Source organism: Corynebacterium sp. HMSC30G07 (genome assembly GCF_001806945.1).
Classification (GTDB): Bacteria; Actinomycetota; Actinomycetes; order Mycobacteriales; family Mycobacteriaceae; genus Corynebacterium; species Corynebacterium riegelii.
In genome coordinates, this window is the sequence record NZ_KV786473.1 from 364,353 (window position 1) to 380,233 (window position 15,881).

Annotated in this window: 15 protein-coding genes and 1 pseudogene; 6 read left to right on the forward strand and 10 right to left on the reverse strand. The window is 60.2% G+C overall.

Features of this window, described 5'->3' with window-relative positions; translation table 11 throughout:
• Positions 1 to 5: 5 nt before the first annotated feature.
• From HMPREF3104_RS10035 to HMPREF3104_RS10050, 4 genes are read right to left on the reverse strand one after another with little or no spacing between them, the layout of a single operon-like run.
• The gene (locus HMPREF3104_RS10035) at positions 6 to 893 is read right to left on the reverse strand and encodes a serine hydrolase (RefSeq protein WP_083279057.1); all 888 of its coding nucleotides are present in this window, start codon (positions 891 to 893) and stop codon (positions 6 to 8) included.
• Between the two features lie 21 nt (positions 894 to 914).
• Positions 915 to 2,459, reverse strand: coding sequence for a bifunctional phosphoribosylaminoimidazolecarboxamide formyltransferase/IMP cyclohydrolase (gene purH, locus HMPREF3104_RS10040; protein ID WP_052205045.1), 1,545 nt, complete (start codon positions 2,457 to 2,459; stop codon positions 915 to 917).
• 2 nt (positions 2,460 to 2,461) lie between these two features.
• Positions 2,462 to 3,037, reverse strand: coding sequence for a phosphoribosylglycinamide formyltransferase (purN, locus tag HMPREF3104_RS10045; RefSeq protein ID WP_070495605.1), 576 nt, complete (start codon positions 3,035 to 3,037; stop codon positions 2,462 to 2,464).
• Positions 3,038 to 3,048: 11 nt separating this feature from the next.
• On the reverse strand, positions 3,049 to 4,242 hold the full coding sequence (locus tag HMPREF3104_RS10050) for a cell division protein PerM (protein WP_141738212.1): 1,194 nt from the start codon (positions 4,240 to 4,242) through the stop codon (positions 3,049 to 3,051).
• 277 nt (positions 4,243 to 4,519) lie between these two features.
• On the opposite strand from HMPREF3104_RS10050, the gene HMPREF3104_RS10055 reads away from it, so the two are divergent.
• Both HMPREF3104_RS10055 and HMPREF3104_RS10060 read left to right on the forward strand, forming a co-directional pair.
• Entirely contained in the window at positions 4,520 to 5,248 is a 729-nt protein-coding gene (locus HMPREF3104_RS10055) for a M23 family metallopeptidase (protein ID WP_070495610.1), read from the forward strand.
• A 461-nt stretch (positions 5,249 to 5,709) separates the two neighbouring features.
• Complete coding sequence (locus HMPREF3104_RS10060; RefSeq protein ID WP_070495613.1) at positions 5,710 to 6,414, forward strand: M23 family metallopeptidase; 705 nt, start codon at positions 5,710 to 5,712, stop codon at positions 6,412 to 6,414.
• Positions 6,415 to 6,432: 18 nt separating this feature from the next.
• Here the strand turns inward: HMPREF3104_RS10060 and pcrA are convergent, their stop codons facing one another.
• Positions 6,433 to 8,763: a DNA helicase PcrA gene (gene pcrA / locus HMPREF3104_RS10065; protein ID WP_070495615.1), complete on the reverse strand. Its 2,331-nt coding sequence runs from the start codon at positions 8,761 to 8,763 to the stop codon at positions 6,433 to 6,435.
• A gap of 70 nt (positions 8,764 to 8,833) precedes the next feature.
• Between pcrA and HMPREF3104_RS10070 the strand changes: the two genes are divergently transcribed.
• Complete coding sequence (locus HMPREF3104_RS10070; RefSeq protein WP_052205051.1) at positions 8,834 to 9,127, forward strand: chorismate mutase; 294 nt, start codon at positions 8,834 to 8,836, stop codon at positions 9,125 to 9,127.
• A gap of 5 nt (positions 9,128 to 9,132) precedes the next feature.
• Here the strand turns inward: HMPREF3104_RS10070 and HMPREF3104_RS10075 are convergent, their stop codons facing one another.
• Positions 9,133 to 9,465, reverse strand: a complete 333-nt coding sequence (locus tag HMPREF3104_RS10075) for an antibiotic biosynthesis monooxygenase family protein (protein ID WP_052206412.1) — start codon at positions 9,463 to 9,465, stop codon at positions 9,133 to 9,135.
• Between the two features lie 39 nt (positions 9,466 to 9,504).
• On the opposite strand from HMPREF3104_RS10075, the gene pgi reads away from it, so the two are divergent.
• From pgi to HMPREF3104_RS10090, 3 genes are read left to right on the forward strand one after another with little or no spacing between them, the layout of a single operon-like run.
• Positions 9,505 to 11,142, forward strand: coding sequence for a glucose-6-phosphate isomerase (gene pgi, locus HMPREF3104_RS10080; protein ID WP_070495618.1), 1,638 nt, complete (start codon positions 9,505 to 9,507; stop codon positions 11,140 to 11,142).
• On the forward strand, positions 11,142 to 12,629 hold the full coding sequence (locus HMPREF3104_RS10085) for a glutamate-cysteine ligase family protein (protein ID WP_070495621.1): 1,488 nt from the start codon (positions 11,142 to 11,144) through the stop codon (positions 12,627 to 12,629). The genes pgi and HMPREF3104_RS10085 overlap by 1 nt, the downstream gene beginning before the upstream one ends.
• Positions 12,630 to 12,644: 15 nt before the next feature.
• Positions 12,645 to 13,262, forward strand: a complete 618-nt coding sequence (locus HMPREF3104_RS10090) for a DedA family protein (protein WP_070495624.1) — start codon at positions 12,645 to 12,647, stop codon at positions 13,260 to 13,262.
• A 221-nt stretch (positions 13,263 to 13,483) separates the two neighbouring features.
• Here HMPREF3104_RS10090 and HMPREF3104_RS10095 read toward each other — a convergent pair whose 3' ends face one another.
• From HMPREF3104_RS10095 to HMPREF3104_RS12810, 4 genes and pseudogenes are all read right to left on the reverse strand, one after another.
• Complete coding sequence (locus HMPREF3104_RS10095) at positions 13,484 to 13,732, reverse strand: hypothetical protein (RefSeq protein ID WP_052205055.1); 249 nt, start codon at positions 13,730 to 13,732, stop codon at positions 13,484 to 13,486.
• A gap of 9 nt (positions 13,733 to 13,741) precedes the next feature.
• On the reverse strand, positions 13,742 to 14,638 hold the full coding sequence (locus HMPREF3104_RS10100) for a RelA/SpoT domain-containing protein (protein ID WP_052205056.1): 897 nt from the start codon (positions 14,636 to 14,638) through the stop codon (positions 13,742 to 13,744).
• A 25-nt stretch (positions 14,639 to 14,663) separates the two neighbouring features.
• Positions 14,664 to 15,473 (reverse strand): DNA-formamidopyrimidine glycosylase family protein, encoded by an 810-nt coding sequence (locus HMPREF3104_RS10105; RefSeq protein WP_070495627.1) that lies wholly within the window; start codon positions 15,471 to 15,473, stop codon positions 14,664 to 14,666.
• Positions 15,466 to 15,881: pseudogene (locus HMPREF3104_RS12810) on the reverse strand (hypothetical protein); the annotation flags it as partial. The gene HMPREF3104_RS10105 and the pseudogene HMPREF3104_RS12810, both read right to left, overlap by 8 nt.

The following is a 15,881-nucleotide window of genomic DNA, read 5'->3' on the forward strand; positions in this document are numbered from 1 at the left end:
AGCCCCTAGCAGCGAGAGGTGGGCAACGTGCCGCTGATGCGGGCAACACCATCGGCCAGTTCATTAAGCATGGCGAAGCTTTCCTGGTAACCGACCGGGCTGTGGGCCGTAATAGCCACAGCAATATCCCCGTTCGGGCCCGGGATCAGGCCGAACTGGCGGGCCAGGTGACCGTTCTCGTGATCGTTCCACCCACCCTTGAACTTGGCACCCGGAATGCGACCCAGGCCCCAACGCTGGTAGTCCACCACACGCCCCATCATGCCAAGCACCGGCTCGTGGCCGTTGACGCAGCGCAAACCCGAGGCAAACGCAGCCTGATCGCTGGTAGTCCACATGGTGCCCATCTGGTAGCCCGCGGAAGTGGTGGTGCGCGAACCCGCCTCAGCGATGATGCCGTTGAGCTCAGCACCCGACACCTGCGCAAACATACGGTGGGCGGCCGGGTTGTCGGAACGGGTGATGGCAATCTCCGCATCCAGGTAGGACGCCGGGCTCTTGCGCAGCGCGCCGATTGCCACAGGCACCTTCATCGTGGAAAACGCCGGCTCCGCGCGGTTGTCACCGGCAGTGAGCTGCACGCCATCACCGGCAACAGCCACCGTGGCGCGGCCTTGGTGGCGGCCCTGGACGTCTCGAATCAACGCATCCAACTGCGCCTGCGCATTGGCAGTGTTCACCGTGTTCACCGTGTTCACCACACCGGCTTGCCCTGCGGAAGCAGGAGCCAACTGGGCGCGGATGTTGCCCGGGATCTGCGACTGAATATTCGCAGGCAACCCGTTGTACGCCTGCGTGATCACCGGGCCAAGCACCGGGATCTCATACAGCGCCGGGATCGCGGGAAACGCGATGCCAACCGCCAACATTGCGGCGGTGAAACGAGACGACATAGAAACCGCTTTCTCGGATAACTAGTGAGCGAAGTGGCGGGTACCGGTCAGATACATGGTCACGCCAGCTTCCTTAGCTGCGGCAATGACTTCCTCATCACGGATGGAACCGCCCGGCTGAACAACGGCCTTCACGCCGGAATCCGCCAGGATCTGGAAACCATCCGCAAACGGGAAGAACGCATCCGAGGCTGCAACGGAGCCGTTGGTGCGGTTCTTGCCGCTATCCAAGGTATTAGCACGATCCACCGCCAGTTTTGCGGAGTCCACGCGGTTGACCTGGCCCATGCCAATGCCAACAGATGCGCCCTGGCTAGCAATCAGGATGGCGTTGGACTTCACGCAACGCACCGCGCGCCACGCGAACTCCAGGTCCGCCAAGGTCTGCTCGTCTGCCGCCTCACCCGCGGCCAGGGTCCAGTTCTCCACGGCGTCGCCCTCGGCCTGGAACTGGTCGCGATCCTGGATGAGCACGCCGCCGGCGATCTGCTTGATCTCCTCACCCAGCTGCTTCGGCTCCACCTCAAGGATGCGCAGGTTCTTCTTCTCCTGCAGCTTCGCCAACGCGTCCGGCGCGTAGGACGGTGCAACGATGACCTCGGTGAAGATCGGGGCAACCTGTTCTGCAAGCTCAAGGGTGACCTCGCGGTTGCAGGCAATCACGCCGCCGTAGGCGGACACTGGGTCGCAGGCATGGGCTTTGCGGTGTGCGTCTGCAATCGACTCGTCGGATACAGCCACGCCACACGGGTTGGCGTGCTTGATAATGGCCACGCAGGCGCGCTCGTGGTCCCAGGCGGCGCGCCATGCGGCGTCAGCGTCCTGGTAGTTGTTGTAGCTCATCGCCTTGCCGCCGTGCTGCTTAGCAGCAGCAATGCCCCAGCCTTCGCTTTCCAGGCGCGCTGCCTGGTGCGGGTTTTCGCCGTAGCGCAGCTCGGTCGTCTGGGAACCAGCCTCAGCAACAGCCTCAGCACCAGAGCTGATTTGCGACGCCAACCAGCTAGACACAGCCGCGTCATACTTCGCGGTGTGCGTGAACGCCTCCAAGGCGAGTTCACGGCGCTGTTCCAGCTCGAAACCGCCGTTCTTCACGGCCTCAGCGACGTCGCCGTAACGTGCCGGAGAGGTCACCACAGCCACGGACGGGTGGTTCTTCGCCGCCGCACGCACCATGGACGGGCCACCGATGTCGATCTGCTCCACGCACTCATCAAAGGAAGCGCCGGAAGCCACGGTCTCCTCAAACGGGTACAGGTTGACCACGACCAGCTGGAAGGGCTCAATGTTGAGGTCTTCGAGCTGCTTCACGTGGTCGTCTTTACGCAGGTCCGCCAAAATGCCGGAGTGGACGCGCGGGTGCAGCGTCTTCACACGGCCGTCGAGCACCTCAGGGAACCCGGTCACATCCGCAACCTCGGTGACGTTGACACCGGCATCCGCAATCCGCTTTGCGGTGGAGCCGGTGGAAACGATTTCAACGCCTGCATCCCCCAGCGCACGTGCGAGGTCTTCCAACCCTGTCTTGTCATACACGCTGATCAGTGCGCGCTTGATCTGGATACCCATCTTTAGAAGGTCACCTTTCCATTATTCTTGGCCGGTGTGGCTTTGCGTAGCAGGTTCACAATCTGGCTGCGTTCTGCTTGCTTGATGCGTTCGTGGAGTGCGTCTTGCGTTTCGCCGTCTTGGACCGCAACTGCGTGCTGGGCAATGATTTCACCGGTGTCCATACCGGCATCCACGTAGTGGACGGTACAGCCGGTGACTTTCACGCCGTAGGCCATGGCGTCACCCACCGCGTTTGCTCCCGGAAAAGCTGGGAGTAACGACGGATGCGTGTTAATCGTCTTACCCTCAAAGCGCGACAGGAACGCCTCGCCCAAAATGCGCATAAAGCCCGCAGAGACAACCAGGTCCGGCGATGCGGACGCGACCACCTCCGCCAGGTGCGCATTCCACGCGTCACGGTCCGGCTGCATTGCAACCACCTCGGTGGGGATACCTGCCCGTCGTGCACGATCAAGTGCAGGGCATTCCTTATCCGCCACCACAAGGCTGACACGGTAATGGCCATCCTGGTTATCCAAGATGGCCTGCAAAAGTGTGCCCGATCCGGACACCAAAACAGCGACGTTGACACTCACGCCGCATAAGTCTAGTCCCTGCGGAATCTCGCGATGGCCCAAGTGGCCAAACCCGCCACCGCCGTCCAGATAAAGACGGCAAGTGCGCAGGTCCAAGGGTTAGCGCCAACCCAGCCGTAGGCGCCGACGGCACCACCCGTGTAGAAGACCATCAGCAGACTAAGGGTGGTGGCGATGGTGGCGGTGGCGATAGCGTCGATAAGCGAAAAGCTCCGGGTGAGCACAAAGCGCACGAGCACTGCGGCCGGGATCAGCATCAAGGCGGGCGCCCAGGTGCCCACGGTGGCGGGGACGGCCGCGAACAGCGGGAACGGGGGCAGCGCGGCGCTGGTGGTGCTGAACAGGGAGACAGAGGCGTCGGCGTAGTCAAAGCTTCCGCCGAGCAGCACGGACATCGTGGCAACGGCCGCATTCGGCACATACGCCAGGCTCAGCAGCGCCAGCGCGAGGCCGCCAACCCAGCCAAGGTGGGGGTAGGCGGCAAGTGCCTCCCCCACCCTCGCGTGCTGCACCGCGAGCATGACCAGGTAGACGCCAAGGGAGACCAAAAACAGGTTGCGCAGAAGCCGAGTGGCCGCGAGTGTGGCGTCCACAATCAGCTCAGGCAAATTGACTCGGCGCGCCAGCGCGCGCCACACCACCGGAGATACGCCAAAGATAAAACCGATCAGGTGCACACCCAGCGGGGCGAACAGCGCCGCGGCAGGGTTGGGTGCCTCGAACGCATAGACATAGGAAGCGTCCGTGACCATAAACAGCGCGATGGCGCTTAGCGTGATGGAGCTGCCGACCAGCAGCGTCAGGATCGCCGCCAAATCAAGCACGCTGACGCGTTCCTTCGTGGCACTGCGCACCCGCGACGCAATCAACGCCGCGATGCCAATGGCGGGCAAGGTCGGAGCGTTAGACAACGCCACCCCGCTAATACGCATGGGCGCCGCGTTCACGCTCAGCCACGCCTGGCCAATAGAGCCGGGCAGGTACGACACCCGCAGCCCCGCGATCAGGATGACGGCCAAGCAGACCACCACCACCGTCAGTGCCAAGACAGCGAGCGGACCCACCACTGAGGGTGCGTAGTGGCGCAATCGCTCGCCCCAGGTTTCTGGTTGCTTCGGTTGCGGCTTTTCGCGCTTGACCCCCGGCATGAGGGCTTTTACCTGTCGACGCCGCGTCGACGCCCGAGGTGCATGGTTGGTACTCATCGACGCCTACTTTGCCACCTCTATGGGGGTGGAGGCACCATAGACACTCGTTAGACCGCGTTATAGCGGTTGATAAGTGGGGCTGATGTGACTGGTGGAGCGATGTAACGTTTCGAGTTTTCGAAACGACTTACTTTTATCTGAGAAACGGCTTGCCCCACCGAGACCGATTCGTTACAGTTACCACGTCTAGATAACGAGATGGTTACGACCGTATTGCTGAACACCAACAAATCAGCAAAACCGGTCAAGACTTACGGATCTTAGAAGAGGCAGAATGTTCAACTCGACTCGCGCGGGCGGCAAGCACCGCAAGCAGACGGCAAACAAGGGCCGCGTGGCCATGGTTGCTGTCACCACCGGTGCCGTTTCTACCGCTGGCCTGTCCGGCGCCGCCGCAGCTGACATCCTTTCCGGCAAGCCTGCCTCTAGCGACGTTGAGATTAAGCTCGCCGCTGACGTAAACAAGCTGACGGACGCGCCTGAGATGCTCACGGATGCAGCCCCCCAGGTGCTGGCCATTGCAGAGTTCAAGCCGGTTGAGAACCTCACCGCGCAGCTGGCTAAGGCTGTGGAGCACTCTGAAGAGGTTGCCGCAGCTGACCGCGCTGCGCGCATGCCGGTAACCGTCCGCCCGGCAGAGGGTGCGTTTACCTCCGGTTTCGGCCCGCGCTGGGGCACGATGCACAACGGCATCGACATTGCTAACGCAAACGGCACCCCGATTGTGGCCATCCAGGACGGCGTTGTGATTGACGCTGGTCCGGCCCAGGGGTACGGCCTGTGGGTGCGCATCCAGCACGAGGACGGTGCAGTGTCCCTGTACGGCCACATGCAGAGCATTGACGTTTCCGTGGGGCAGCACGTGACCGCTGGCCAGCAGATTGCCGGCATGGGCAACCTCGGCTTCTCTACCGGCACGCACCTGCACTTTGAGATCCACCCAGACGGCACGAATCCTGCCGACCCGATTCCGTGGTTGGCCGAGCGTGGCGTAGTTATCTAGTGCCCACAAGACCCTCCAGGGGACCCGCCACCGAGCGTTTCGGTGGCGGGTTTTGGGCGTTTTAGGGCGCCGTTAGCGTCTTCGTGCCCCTATCCGATGCTTGCTATCCGACTTTTACAAACATCGGATAGCAAAGGTCGGATAGCACCCATACACCCCGCCGAAGCGCTAACCCACTTCTACGCTTAAGGAAAACCACAGATGCCGCTCAGGTTTGAATCCCCCACCCCCGCAAACCACACCAGTCACACCAGTCACTTAAAATAACTTTTTTCACTCATGAAACACGCCGCTGACCAGTGCCTTTGAACAGAAAATGAAACAGCCATTCGACAAAACCGCACGTCAGCGCGTTGCCAAAGTATTTTTGGGTAGCTAGATTCTACGGCGGACAACTCTGCACCGGCAGAGCATAAAACCTAAAACCGTTTCCCCTACCCAGACGAAAAGGCATCGCTTTCATGAAGTTTTCCCGCCGCCCAGTCTCCGCTGCGGTAGCTGCAACCGTTGCTGCTGCGCTTGTGTTCAATCCGGCGACCGCGATCCAGGCAAACGCCGTGACGTTCAACATCAACGGTGCGCCCGTGGCAGACGGCGGGCAGGCTCTGCGTGCCGTTGCTGGTGCAGTTGGCGCGGTTGTGGACACCGGTGCGACGTTTAGCTACGCGGGCTACAGCGTGGTCTATGACCCGCGCTCGCTTGGCAAAGGCCTGAGCGACGCCTTTGCCCCTAGTGGTGACAATGCTGTGCGTTACCAGACTGGCCGCACCGCGGACGGCCGCACTGTAGTCACCCCGACGGTTGGTACGTTCACCTCTGGCTTCGGTCCGCGTTGGGGTCGCATGCACAACGGCATTGACATTGCCAACAACATTGGCACCCCGATCTATGCGGTGATGGACGGCACGGTTATTAACGCTGGCCCCGCCCAGGGCTTCGGCAACTGGGTTGTTATCAGGCACGCTGGCGGCGAGGTGTCCGTCTACGGCCACATGCGCGATTACAACGTCAGCGTTGGCCAGCAGGTTCGTGCTGGCGAGCAGATTGCCAAGATTGGCAATGAGGGCCACTCCACCGGCCCGCACCTGCACTTTGAGATCAAACCGGACGGCGTGAACCCGACCGACCCAGTTGTGTGGTTCAAGCAGCAGGGCATCCGGATCTAAAAGCCGGAGTTACAAGCCCTACAGCTTCTCCATCGGGACGCCACCGATGAGCATGAGGCGAACGGTGCCTGCGGAACCGAAATCCACTGTGACGGTTTCGCGCACGCCACTGCCTTCTACGGTAAGCACCTTGCCAAGTCCGTACTTGGCGTGATTGACACGATCCCCCGGGGCCAGGTCCAGGTTCTTGTTCACCTTCACCTCGCCTGCAAGGCTGCGGCGCGGACGCTTGGTCCGCGAAGGCACCGGAGCGGGGCTGCCCCAAGCGCTACTGGAGTGGTATTCGGGTTCCGGTGCAAGCCTGCGCCAGTCGATGAGGTCCTCCGGGACCTCTGCGAGGAAGCGACTGGCCGGGTTTGTTACCGGTGAACCCCACGACGATCGCAGGATGGCGCGCGTGAGATACAGCCGCTCCCGTGCGCGCGTAATGCCCACGTAGGCCAGGCGACGTTCCTCCGCCAGCTCCGCGGGATCCCCCAGGGAGCGCAGGTGCGGGAACTGTCCGTCTTCCCAGCCGGTGACAAAGACCACTGGGAACTCCAGGCCCTTCGCTGTGTGCAGCGTCATCATCGTGACCACACCTTGGTCGTTTTCCGGGATCTGGTCCGCGTCCGCCACCAGGGAGACCTTCTCCAAAAACGCCTGCAGTGAGCCCGGCGCGGGCTCGCCGTCAGACATGACTGTATCCAGCTCATCCTGGGACATGTACGCCATCTGGTTCGCGGCCTCGGAGGAAAACTCGCGCGCAACCGACACCAGCTCATTGACGTTGTCTAGGCGCGCCGCATCCTGCGGGTCGTTGGAGGCCTCAAGCTCTGCCTTGTATCCGGTGTCTTCCAGAACTGCGGTGACAAGCTGGCCAAGGTCCGGCATGCCGGTGACGTCATTGCGCATCTCAGGCATGCGGCTGCGGATGCCGTCCATCAGCTCAACAAAGCCCTTGATGGCGTTGACGGAGCGAGACGCCAGCATGTCCACGTCTCCGTTTGCAGCATCACGCAGTGCCGCGCCGAAGCTGACGTTGTTGTTCTCAGCGTGCAGCGCCACCATCGCCTGAGCTTTATCCCCGATGGCACGTTTGGGCACGTTCACAATGCGGCGCAGACTGACCGTGTCGTCCGGGTTTTCCAGCACCTTGAGGTAGGCCACAATGTCACGGATCTCACGGCGCTCATAGAACCTCGTGCCGCCGACCACCTTGTACGGGATGCCGGAGCGGATGAAGATATCTTCCAGCGCGCGCGAGGCGTTGTTGGTGCGGTACATGATCGCAATATCGGAATAACGCACGCCGGCATCTGTCAGCGTGTCAATCTCCGAGGCGATAAAGCGCGCCTCGTCGTGCTCATTGTCAGCCACGTAGCCGACAATCTTCTCCCCCGCCCCATGCGCAGTCCACAGCTTCTTCGGCCTGCGGTCAAGGTTTTGGGCGATCACCGCGTTGGCGGCGTTCAAGATGTTTTGCGTGGAGCGGTAGTTCTGCTCCAGCACAATGGTGGTGGCGTTTGGGTAGTCGCGCTCAAACTCCTCAATGTTGCGGATCGTGGCACCGCGGAACGCGTAGATGGACTGATCCGAGTCACCCACCACGGCAAGTTCTGGCGCATCCGGGCCATCGCCCACCAGCGTGCGAATCAGCACGTACTGCGCGTGGTTGGTGTCTTGGTACTCATCCACCAGCACGTGGCGGAAGCGCCGACGGTAGTACTCGGTGACCTCCGGGTGCTGTTTGAAAATCCGCACCACCTCACCAATCAGGTCATCAAAATCAAGCGCGTTGGATTGGCGCAGCCGGCGCTGATACTCCACGTACACCTGCGCCACGGTGGTTTCAAACGGGTTGTGTGTCTGTGCGGCGTTGGCCTGCGCGGTATCCGGATCAATCAGCTCGTTTTTCAGATTCGAAATCGCGTTAGCCAGCGTGCGCGGGGTGAACTTCTTCAGATCCAGGTTGAAGTCTTTGGCAATCATGCCTAGCAGCCGGCGCGAATCGTCCGAGTCGTAGATGGTGAAGTTGGTGTTCAGCCCCGGCACCAGCTGCGCCTGCTGGCGCAGGATGCGCACGCACACTGAGTGGAACGTGGCTACCCACATCCGCTCTGCTTCAGGGCCCACAAGCGCGGCCACGCGCTCACGCATCTCTGCCGCGGCCTTGTTGGTAAACGTGATGGCCAGAATCTGCCACGGTGTTACAGACCGGTTTTGCAACAAGTGAGCGATGCGCCGCGTGAGCACCGCGGTCTTGCCGGAGCCTGCGCCAGCGACGATGAGCAGCGGGGAACCTTGGTGCACGACAGCTGCCTGTTGCTGCGGGTTCAGGCCAAGTGTGAGATCGGTCTGGTTGGTCATGGGTTAACACCCTACTCACCGATGGCACACACGCTTTCCCACCGTTCGAACAGCCGTATAATAAGCCAGCATGAGCGAACTTGAGATCCGTATGCCTTCCGGTACAGATGACCCGTTGTCAGACGCGGAGATCCAGCAGTACCGCAAGGAAATCGATCGTCTGGACAGGGTGATTCTGGACGCGGTGAAGCGTCGCTCCGAAATCTCCCAGGCAATCGGGAAAACCCGCATGGGTTCAGGTGGCACAAAGCTTGTGCACACCCGCGAGGTTGCCATTATTAACCAGTTCCGCGATGAGCTGGGAGAAGAGGGCCCAGTACTGGCCCAAGTCCTGTTGCGTCTGGGCCGCGGCAAGCTGGGTTAAAGCGGTTAAGGCTCCAGCGAGTCGAGCACGACCTCGAACTCTAGAAGCTCCGCCTTCTGAGACACAGGCTTGCGCTCCTGGCCGTCTTCGCCCTTCGTGGAGCCGTGCGATGCGCGTCCTTGGCCTGCCCACCACGCCCGGTAGGACTCTTCGTCTGCCCAACGGGTGACCACAAAGTAGCGGTCTTCGCCTTTCACGGGGCGCAGCAGCTGGAAGCCTTCGAACCCCGGCTGGGTGTCAATGGCGTGTTTACGTGCGGCGAAACGGCGCTCTAGCTCCTCGCCGGCACCTGGCACATTGTCGGGCAGAGAAATCGCGTTTATTTTCACAATGCTCATGGCGCCCATTATGCGTGGGAATTCTCTACCTTGGAAGGTATGGCTGATATCACCACCACCCCAAGCTGGAATGCCCTTGAGTCCCTGCACGCTGAAAAGTCCAACATCACGTTGCGCGAGCTGTTCGCCGAGAACCCGAATCGTGCTGATGAGCTGACGTTTGACGCTGCTGGTCTGCGGGTTGATTTTTCGAAGAACTTGATTGACGCGCAGGTGCTAGAGCAGCTGCGTAATTTGGCGCACGATGCGGAGCTTCCCCTGCTTATCGACGCTATGTTTACCGGCGCCCACCTCAACTCCACCGAGAACCGCGCAGTGTTGCACACCGCGCTGCGTATGCCTGCGGACCAGGATCTGAAGGTTGACGGCCAGGATGTCGCGGCCGATGTACACGAGGTCTTAGGCCAGATGCGTGATTTTGCTTCCGCGTTGCGCTCCGGTGCGTGGCTGGGGTATACGGGCCGCACGATTAAGAAGATTGTGAACATTGGTATTGGCGGCTCGGACCTGGGCCCGGCGATGGCTACCAAGGCGCTGCGTGCATATGCAACGGCAGGCATTAGCGCGGAGTTTGTGTCCAACGTGGATCCTGCGGATATCGCCGCGGTGCTGGAGCGCTGCAATGCGGAGGAGACGTTGTTCATTATCGCGTCGAAGACGTTTACCACGCAGGAGACACTCACCAACGCGCATGCGGCGAAGCGTTGGCTGCTGGAGCAGTTTGACGGCGATGAGTCTGCAATTGCAAAGCACTTCGTGGCGGTGTCCACCAACGCAAAGAAGGTTGCGGAGTTTGGCATTGACACTAAGAACATGTTCGGGTTCTGGGATTGGGTTGGCGGCCGCTACTCCATGGATTCCGCGATTGGCTTGAGCCTGATGGCGGTTATTGGCCCGATTGACTTCATGCGCATGCTTGAGGGCTTCCACGCCATGGACCAGCACTTCCGCACCACCCCGTTTGAGCGCAACGTGCCCGTGCTCATGGGCCTGCTCAACGTTTGGTACCGCAACTTCTACGGCGCACAGACCCATGCGGTGTTGCCGTACTCGGAAGATTTGTCGCGCTTCCCGGCGTACCTGCAGCAGCTGACTATGGAGTCCAACGGTAAGTCCGTAACCAAGGACGGCACGCTGGTTACCTATGACACGGGTGAGGTCTTCTTCGGTGAGCCGGGCACGAACGGCCAGCACGCGTTCTTCCAGCTCATCCACCAGGGCACGTCGCTTGTGCCGGCGGATTTCATCGGCTTTGCACGTCCAAAGGAGGACTTCCCTACTGCGGACGGCACCGGCTCCATGCATGACCTGCTTATGGGCAATTTCTTCGCACAGACCAAGGTGCTCGCCTTTGGTAAGACGTTGGATGAGGTGGTTGCGGAGGGCGTCGATAAGCAACTGGCTCCGCACAAGGTGATGCCGGGCAACCGTCCGACTACCACCATCCTGGCCGAGGAGCTGACCCCGCAGGCGCTTGGCGCGCTGGTGGCGTTGTATGAGCACATCACCTTTGTGGAGGGTGCCATCTGGGGCATCAACTCCTTCGACCAGTGGGGCGTGGAGCTGGGCAAGCAGCAGGCCAACGACCTGGCTGCCGCGGTGCAGGGCAAGGAAGCCCCGGCTAGTGGCGACGGTTCTACGGACGCCCTGATCACCTGGTACCGGGAGCACCGCTAATGGGCGAGCAGGTCTCCGCGGACTCGTATACGCCGCGGCAGCGCACGGTGTATCGCCAAAAGCTGGAAGAAGAGCTGGAGGCGTTTGACCGTCACCTGCAGGAGGCGGAGTTTACGGATCAAGGCACGATTGGCCTTGAGCTGGAGCTGAATCTTGTGGACGATCAGATGCAGCCGCACCCCAACAACCAAGCGGTGCTGGCGGGCCTAAGTGATGAGTACCAGTCTGAAATCGGGCAGTTCAATGTGGAGCTCAACCACCCGCCGCTGCCCATTGCAGGCGATGGACTCGCGGAGCTGGAGCAGGGGCTCAAGCAGCGTTTCAGGGAGGTGGTTACCGCTGCCAACGCCGCAGGCTCGCAGGTGGCCATGGTTGGCACCCTGCCGACGCTGAGCACGCAGTTTTTAGAGGGGCCGAATTGGATGACCCCGGAGAACCGCTACGCGGGCCTGGAGAATTCCGTGATGGAGTCGCGCGGCGAGCTGGTCAACGTGGACTTGTGGCGCGAGGAGCACTACACACACGATTTTGATGGCATCGCGCCAGAATCCGCGTGTACCTCCGTGCAGCTGCACCTGCAAGTCAACCCCAACATGTTCGCCAGCGCGTGGAATGCCTCGCAGGCGATTGCAGGTGCCCAAGTTGCGCTGTCTGCAAACTCCCCGCTGTTTCTCGGTCACCGCTTGTGGCACGAGTCGCGCATCCCCGTGTTCACCCAGTCCGTGGATACGCGAACCAAGGAGCTGATCAACCAGGGCGTGCGCCCGCGCGTGTGGTTTGGTGAAAGCTGGATCACCAGCGTATTCGACCTGTTTGAAGAAAACGTGAGTTACTTCTCTCCCCTGCTTCCGGAAGGCCGCGCAGAGGCCGGCAAGCCGGAGATGCTTGGGGATAGCCCGGGGCTGCACTACCTGAACCTGCAAAACGGCACTATCTGGCGCTGGAACCGTCCGATTTATGATCCGAACGGACCTTTAAGCCACATCCGTATTGAAAACCGCATCCTACCAGCAGGTCCGACGCTGAAGGACACGGTTGCAGACGCCGCGTTTTACTACGGTTGTGTGAAAACCCTGGCGGAGCAAACCCGACCTGTCTGGTCTCGCTTGAGCTTTGAGAACGCACGCGAGAACTTCATCCAGGGCGCCCGTCACGGTTTAACTGCCAACCTGCACTGGCCAACGCTTGGCACCATCCCTGTTACGGAGCTGGTGGAAAACCATCTGCTCCCAATCGCGGACGAGGGCCTGCGTGCCTTACACGTAGGCAAGGCGTGCCGTGAGGAGTACCTCGGCATTATTGAGGGCCGCGTACGCACCCGACAAAACGGGGCAATGTGGCAACTTAACGCGCTGAATAAACTTGCGCCTGCCACCACACCGGAATCACCAGTGCGAAAGAAGGCGCTCAAGGAGCTGATGCGGCACTACCTGAAGAATCAGGAAAGCGGCGCGCCGGTTTACACTTGGTCATTGGATATTTTGTAGGGCAAGATAGGCCGAATGCAGAGCATCATCGACTGGATCGTTGGCCTTATGGAAGTCCTCGGCGCCCCCGGCGTTGGTATCGCCATCTTGTTGGAGAACCTGTTTCCGCCAATTCCTTCCGAAGTGGTGCTGCCGCTTGCCGGCTTCACCGTGGCCCAAGGCTCGCTAAACCTGGTCAACGTGTTCATCTGGTCGGTACTGGGATCAGTCATCGGCGCCTACATTTTGTACGGCGTTGGCGCGTGGCTGGGCCTTGAGCGTCTGCGCAAGATCGCGGACTGGATGTGGCTGGTGCGTGTCTCTGACGTGGATAAGTCCATGGAGTTCTTTCACAAGCACGGCAAGCCGTCCATCTTCTTCGGCCGCCTCATCCCGGGAATCCGCTCGCTGATCTCCATCCCGGCTGGCCTGGACCGCATGAACCTTGTCATGTTCGGCATGTGGACCACGCTGGGCTCCGGCATTTGGAACGCCATCCTGATCTTCCTGGGGCTCAAGCTTGGGGAGAACTGGGAGCAAGCCACCGCCTGGGCCGACACCTACTCCAAGGTGATCTACGTGGTGCTCATCCTGATCATCCTGGGCTTCTTGGCGTACTTCATCCGCCGCGCGGTGAAAGAGCGTCAGGTGTAAAGGAGTACCGCATGAAAGCTCCCCGCAAACCGCACAACATTGCTCTCGCACTATACGAAGCGACGCGCGAGCATGCTACTGAAGAGATTCCTTTCCCACCGAGGGATGGGGAAGCTCCCATCGCAGATTTCGTGAAGAGTCTCCCGGCGGGCCAAACCGAGGGCTCCGACTGATTTTGGCCTGTAGTTTGAGTACCCCGGTGTTGAGAGTGTGCAGCTGCCTCAGGAAATCTTTTCCTCCTGAGCCCAGTACGTAGCAAAATCAGGCAGTTCCTCAACTCTGAAATACCGCGAGTGGGTAACCTTCAAGTGCTCTAATCCAGAGGAGCCAATAACTACAATCTCAACGTCAGGATTGTGGTTAGCTTGCTCTTCCTCGAGCCTCCGCAGGATCGCTTCACGAGCGTCCGTGTACTCTTCAATCCTTCGTTCACCAGTTTTCCGGTTGAAAACTATCAGAAAGTGTTTCACCTTTCCCCCTCACCCTTCTCCCTCGTAGGCACTGAGACTTTGCGATAGAGCTCGCAGAAATTGAATAAGGTTTAGAATACTCGAAGCCTGCTCGCTGGTGACCGTCTCCGAATGCGACAATGCCTGAAATGCTTCGGACCGAATGAGGTGCAACCGTGGATTCAGCGGAACACCCAGCGGAATTTTTGCTAGCTGTCTCATTGAAATCAAGCCGTCTCTGATACTTGCGGCACGCTGGCGCTCAATGTTGTTTATCTCCCGCGCATTTGATACAAGTGCATCAAAAATCTTCGCGAGTTGCTCATCTTTCGGCCGGTAATTGGCTTCATATCGGATTCGGCGGCCCGTTTTATCCGCTAGTTGTTCAAAGGTATTGGCCCATTCCGACTGAAGCAAGGTTCGTATCTGAAGTTCAACAATGCCTGCCGCAGAGTGAATCACTAAGTGGATCGCCCGGTAGCCTCCGGGCTGTGGCCGGGCGATGTAGTCACGCTCGATGACACGGTGCCCCTTTGATTTCAGTATTTGTTGAAGCTCGAAGGAGAGGAAGCGTAGATCATCGTGAAGCACATTTACGGTTATCCGAGCTCCAGCAAAATCCCACATTCGGCCAAGCTGTACCTTCGCAGATTGGTCCATGTGGGATCTTCTAATTTTGTCGCCGATTGTTGACTGCGATTTCACCCGATACGCACTAACAATATCCGGACTTTGTCCTTCCCGTCCAAAGATCATCCGTGCAAAATCCGCACACGCGTCAGCTGTCTGTCTGGCTAGCTGGTCATGCCAGAAGATCATCTCTGGGGCCTCGATCGGAACGCTGGCATTGCCAGCAAAATACTCCCCAAGTTCATCGAGTTTGCGCTTTCCCCAAGGCCGTTTGTCGTCTAAAAACTGAAAGTCCATTATTCCCCCCTCTACTGGGACTATATCAGGGTGCCGGCTGGCACTTCGGGCACCACCAAATAACCCGCTCCAAGTCCCCTTCCCCACCCAAAAACCCTTTCTGGATTATCGTGCCGCAGCGCCTGCACGGCTTGCCGTAGCGCCCGAACACGTAGCTCGTCTCGCCCGCTCGCTTGATGCCGGTTGTCACCCTCACCGGTTCGTCCTTGTTCGCCCACATCAGGCGCCGCGCAAGGTGCACATGCTTATCGACGTCCACGTCACCCACCCTTTCCGCCGGGTGCGTCCCCGCGAGAAAGTTGATCTCCGCGCGGTACTCGTTGCCTATCCCGGCAAGGTTGCGCTGATCTAAAAGCGCGCGGCCGATCTCCAGCTGTGGGGTCGCCGTGATGCGGCGCACTGCTTCGGCGGCGTCGAAGTCTGGCGCCAACACATCGGGGCCAAGGTATCCCATCTCCTGCTCAAACTCGCGGGCGGGAAACACCCGCACGACGCCCAGCCAGAAGCCTACGAGTTCGATGGGTGGCCGTTGGGCGTCTTCAAGCAGGAGCACCACTCGCGCGGCATGGGCTGGCTTCTTCCAGCGGGTGCCGGCGCGGTGCATCGCCCAGGTGCCCTCCATTTTCAGGTGGGTGTGCAGGATTTGGGGCTGGTGGCCGGGTGCGGCGAACTGCATGAACAGGTGCTTGCCGTAGGGCCAGACGCGCACACACGTCATGCCGGTGAAGTCGACGGTGGCGTAGCGCGGCACCCGGATCGATGTTTTGAGCACCTCGCGACCTGTCATCCACTGCAGGCGCTTGGAAAGCTGATAGACCGAATCCCCTTCAGGCATGCCCGGAGTCTACAACGCTAGGCCGTTGCGGGATTGAACCACATCGCTTCCGGGAAGCGAGCGAAGTCGCTGTCAAAGGAACACCCTGACGTCCCATACTCAATTGCAAGGGCAGCGAGATGTGCATCAGTCCAAGGTTTCCTGTTGCTCCATGCTTCTTCTTCGAGCATCCCAAGAACATCATCAATATTTGTAAGGTCAGTAGCCGGGCGGTAATCGAACTCGGGTAAGACAAGCGCGAAGCATCAGCCAGCTCGATGGTGACGGCAACGCCGCCGTCCACCAGCGTTTCCTCAACAATCACCGCACCTGGCTGCAACTGCGCGTGTCGGGCAGCAGCCTCGGCAGTACCGTAGCCCAGCGCATTAATGCCGCGGGCGGCGGCGCGCTTGCCGCAGGCGGCAGCGT

Coding starts and splice junctions, on each gene's coding strand:
- HMPREF3104_RS10055 (WP_070495610.1), top strand. CDS start 4,520: ATGTTCAACTCGACTCGCGCGGGCGGCAAGCACCGCAAGCAGACGGCA.
- HMPREF3104_RS10090 (WP_070495624.1), top strand. CDS start 12,645: ATGCAGAGCATCATCGACTGGATCGTTGGCCTTATGGAAGTCCTCGGC.
- HMPREF3104_RS10035 (WP_083279057.1), bottom strand. CDS start 893: ATGTCGTCTCGTTTCACCGCCGCAATGTTGGCGGTTGGCATCGCGTTT.
- HMPREF3104_RS10085 (WP_070495621.1), top strand. CDS start 11,142: ATGGGCGAGCAGGTCTCCGCGGACTCGTATACGCCGCGGCAGCGCACG.
- HMPREF3104_RS10105 (WP_070495627.1), bottom strand. CDS start 15,473: ATGCCTGAAGGGGATTCGGTCTATCAGCTTTCCAAGCGCCTGCAGTGG.
- purH (WP_052205045.1), bottom strand. CDS start 2,459: ATGGGTATCCAGATCAAGCGCGCACTGATCAGCGTGTATGACAAGACA.
- pcrA (WP_070495615.1), bottom strand. CDS start 8,763: ATGACCAACCAGACCGATCTCACACTTGGCCTGAACCCGCAGCAACAG.
- HMPREF3104_RS10100 (WP_052205056.1), bottom strand. CDS start 14,638: ATGGACTTTCAGTTTTTAGACGACAAACGGCCTTGGGGAAAGCGCAAA.
- HMPREF3104_RS10060 (WP_070495613.1), top strand. CDS start 5,710: ATGAAGTTTTCCCGCCGCCCAGTCTCCGCTGCGGTAGCTGCAACCGTT.
- HMPREF3104_RS10070 (WP_052205051.1), top strand. CDS start 8,834: ATGAGCGAACTTGAGATCCGTATGCCTTCCGGTACAGATGACCCGTTG.
- pgi (WP_070495618.1), top strand. CDS start 9,505: ATGGCTGATATCACCACCACCCCAAGCTGGAATGCCCTTGAGTCCCTG.
- HMPREF3104_RS10075 (WP_052206412.1), bottom strand. CDS start 9,465: ATGAGCATTGTGAAAATAAACGCGATTTCTCTGCCCGACAATGTGCCA.
- HMPREF3104_RS10050 (WP_141738212.1), bottom strand. CDS start 4,242: ATGAGTACCAACCATGCACCTCGGGCGTCGACGCGGCGTCGACAGGTA.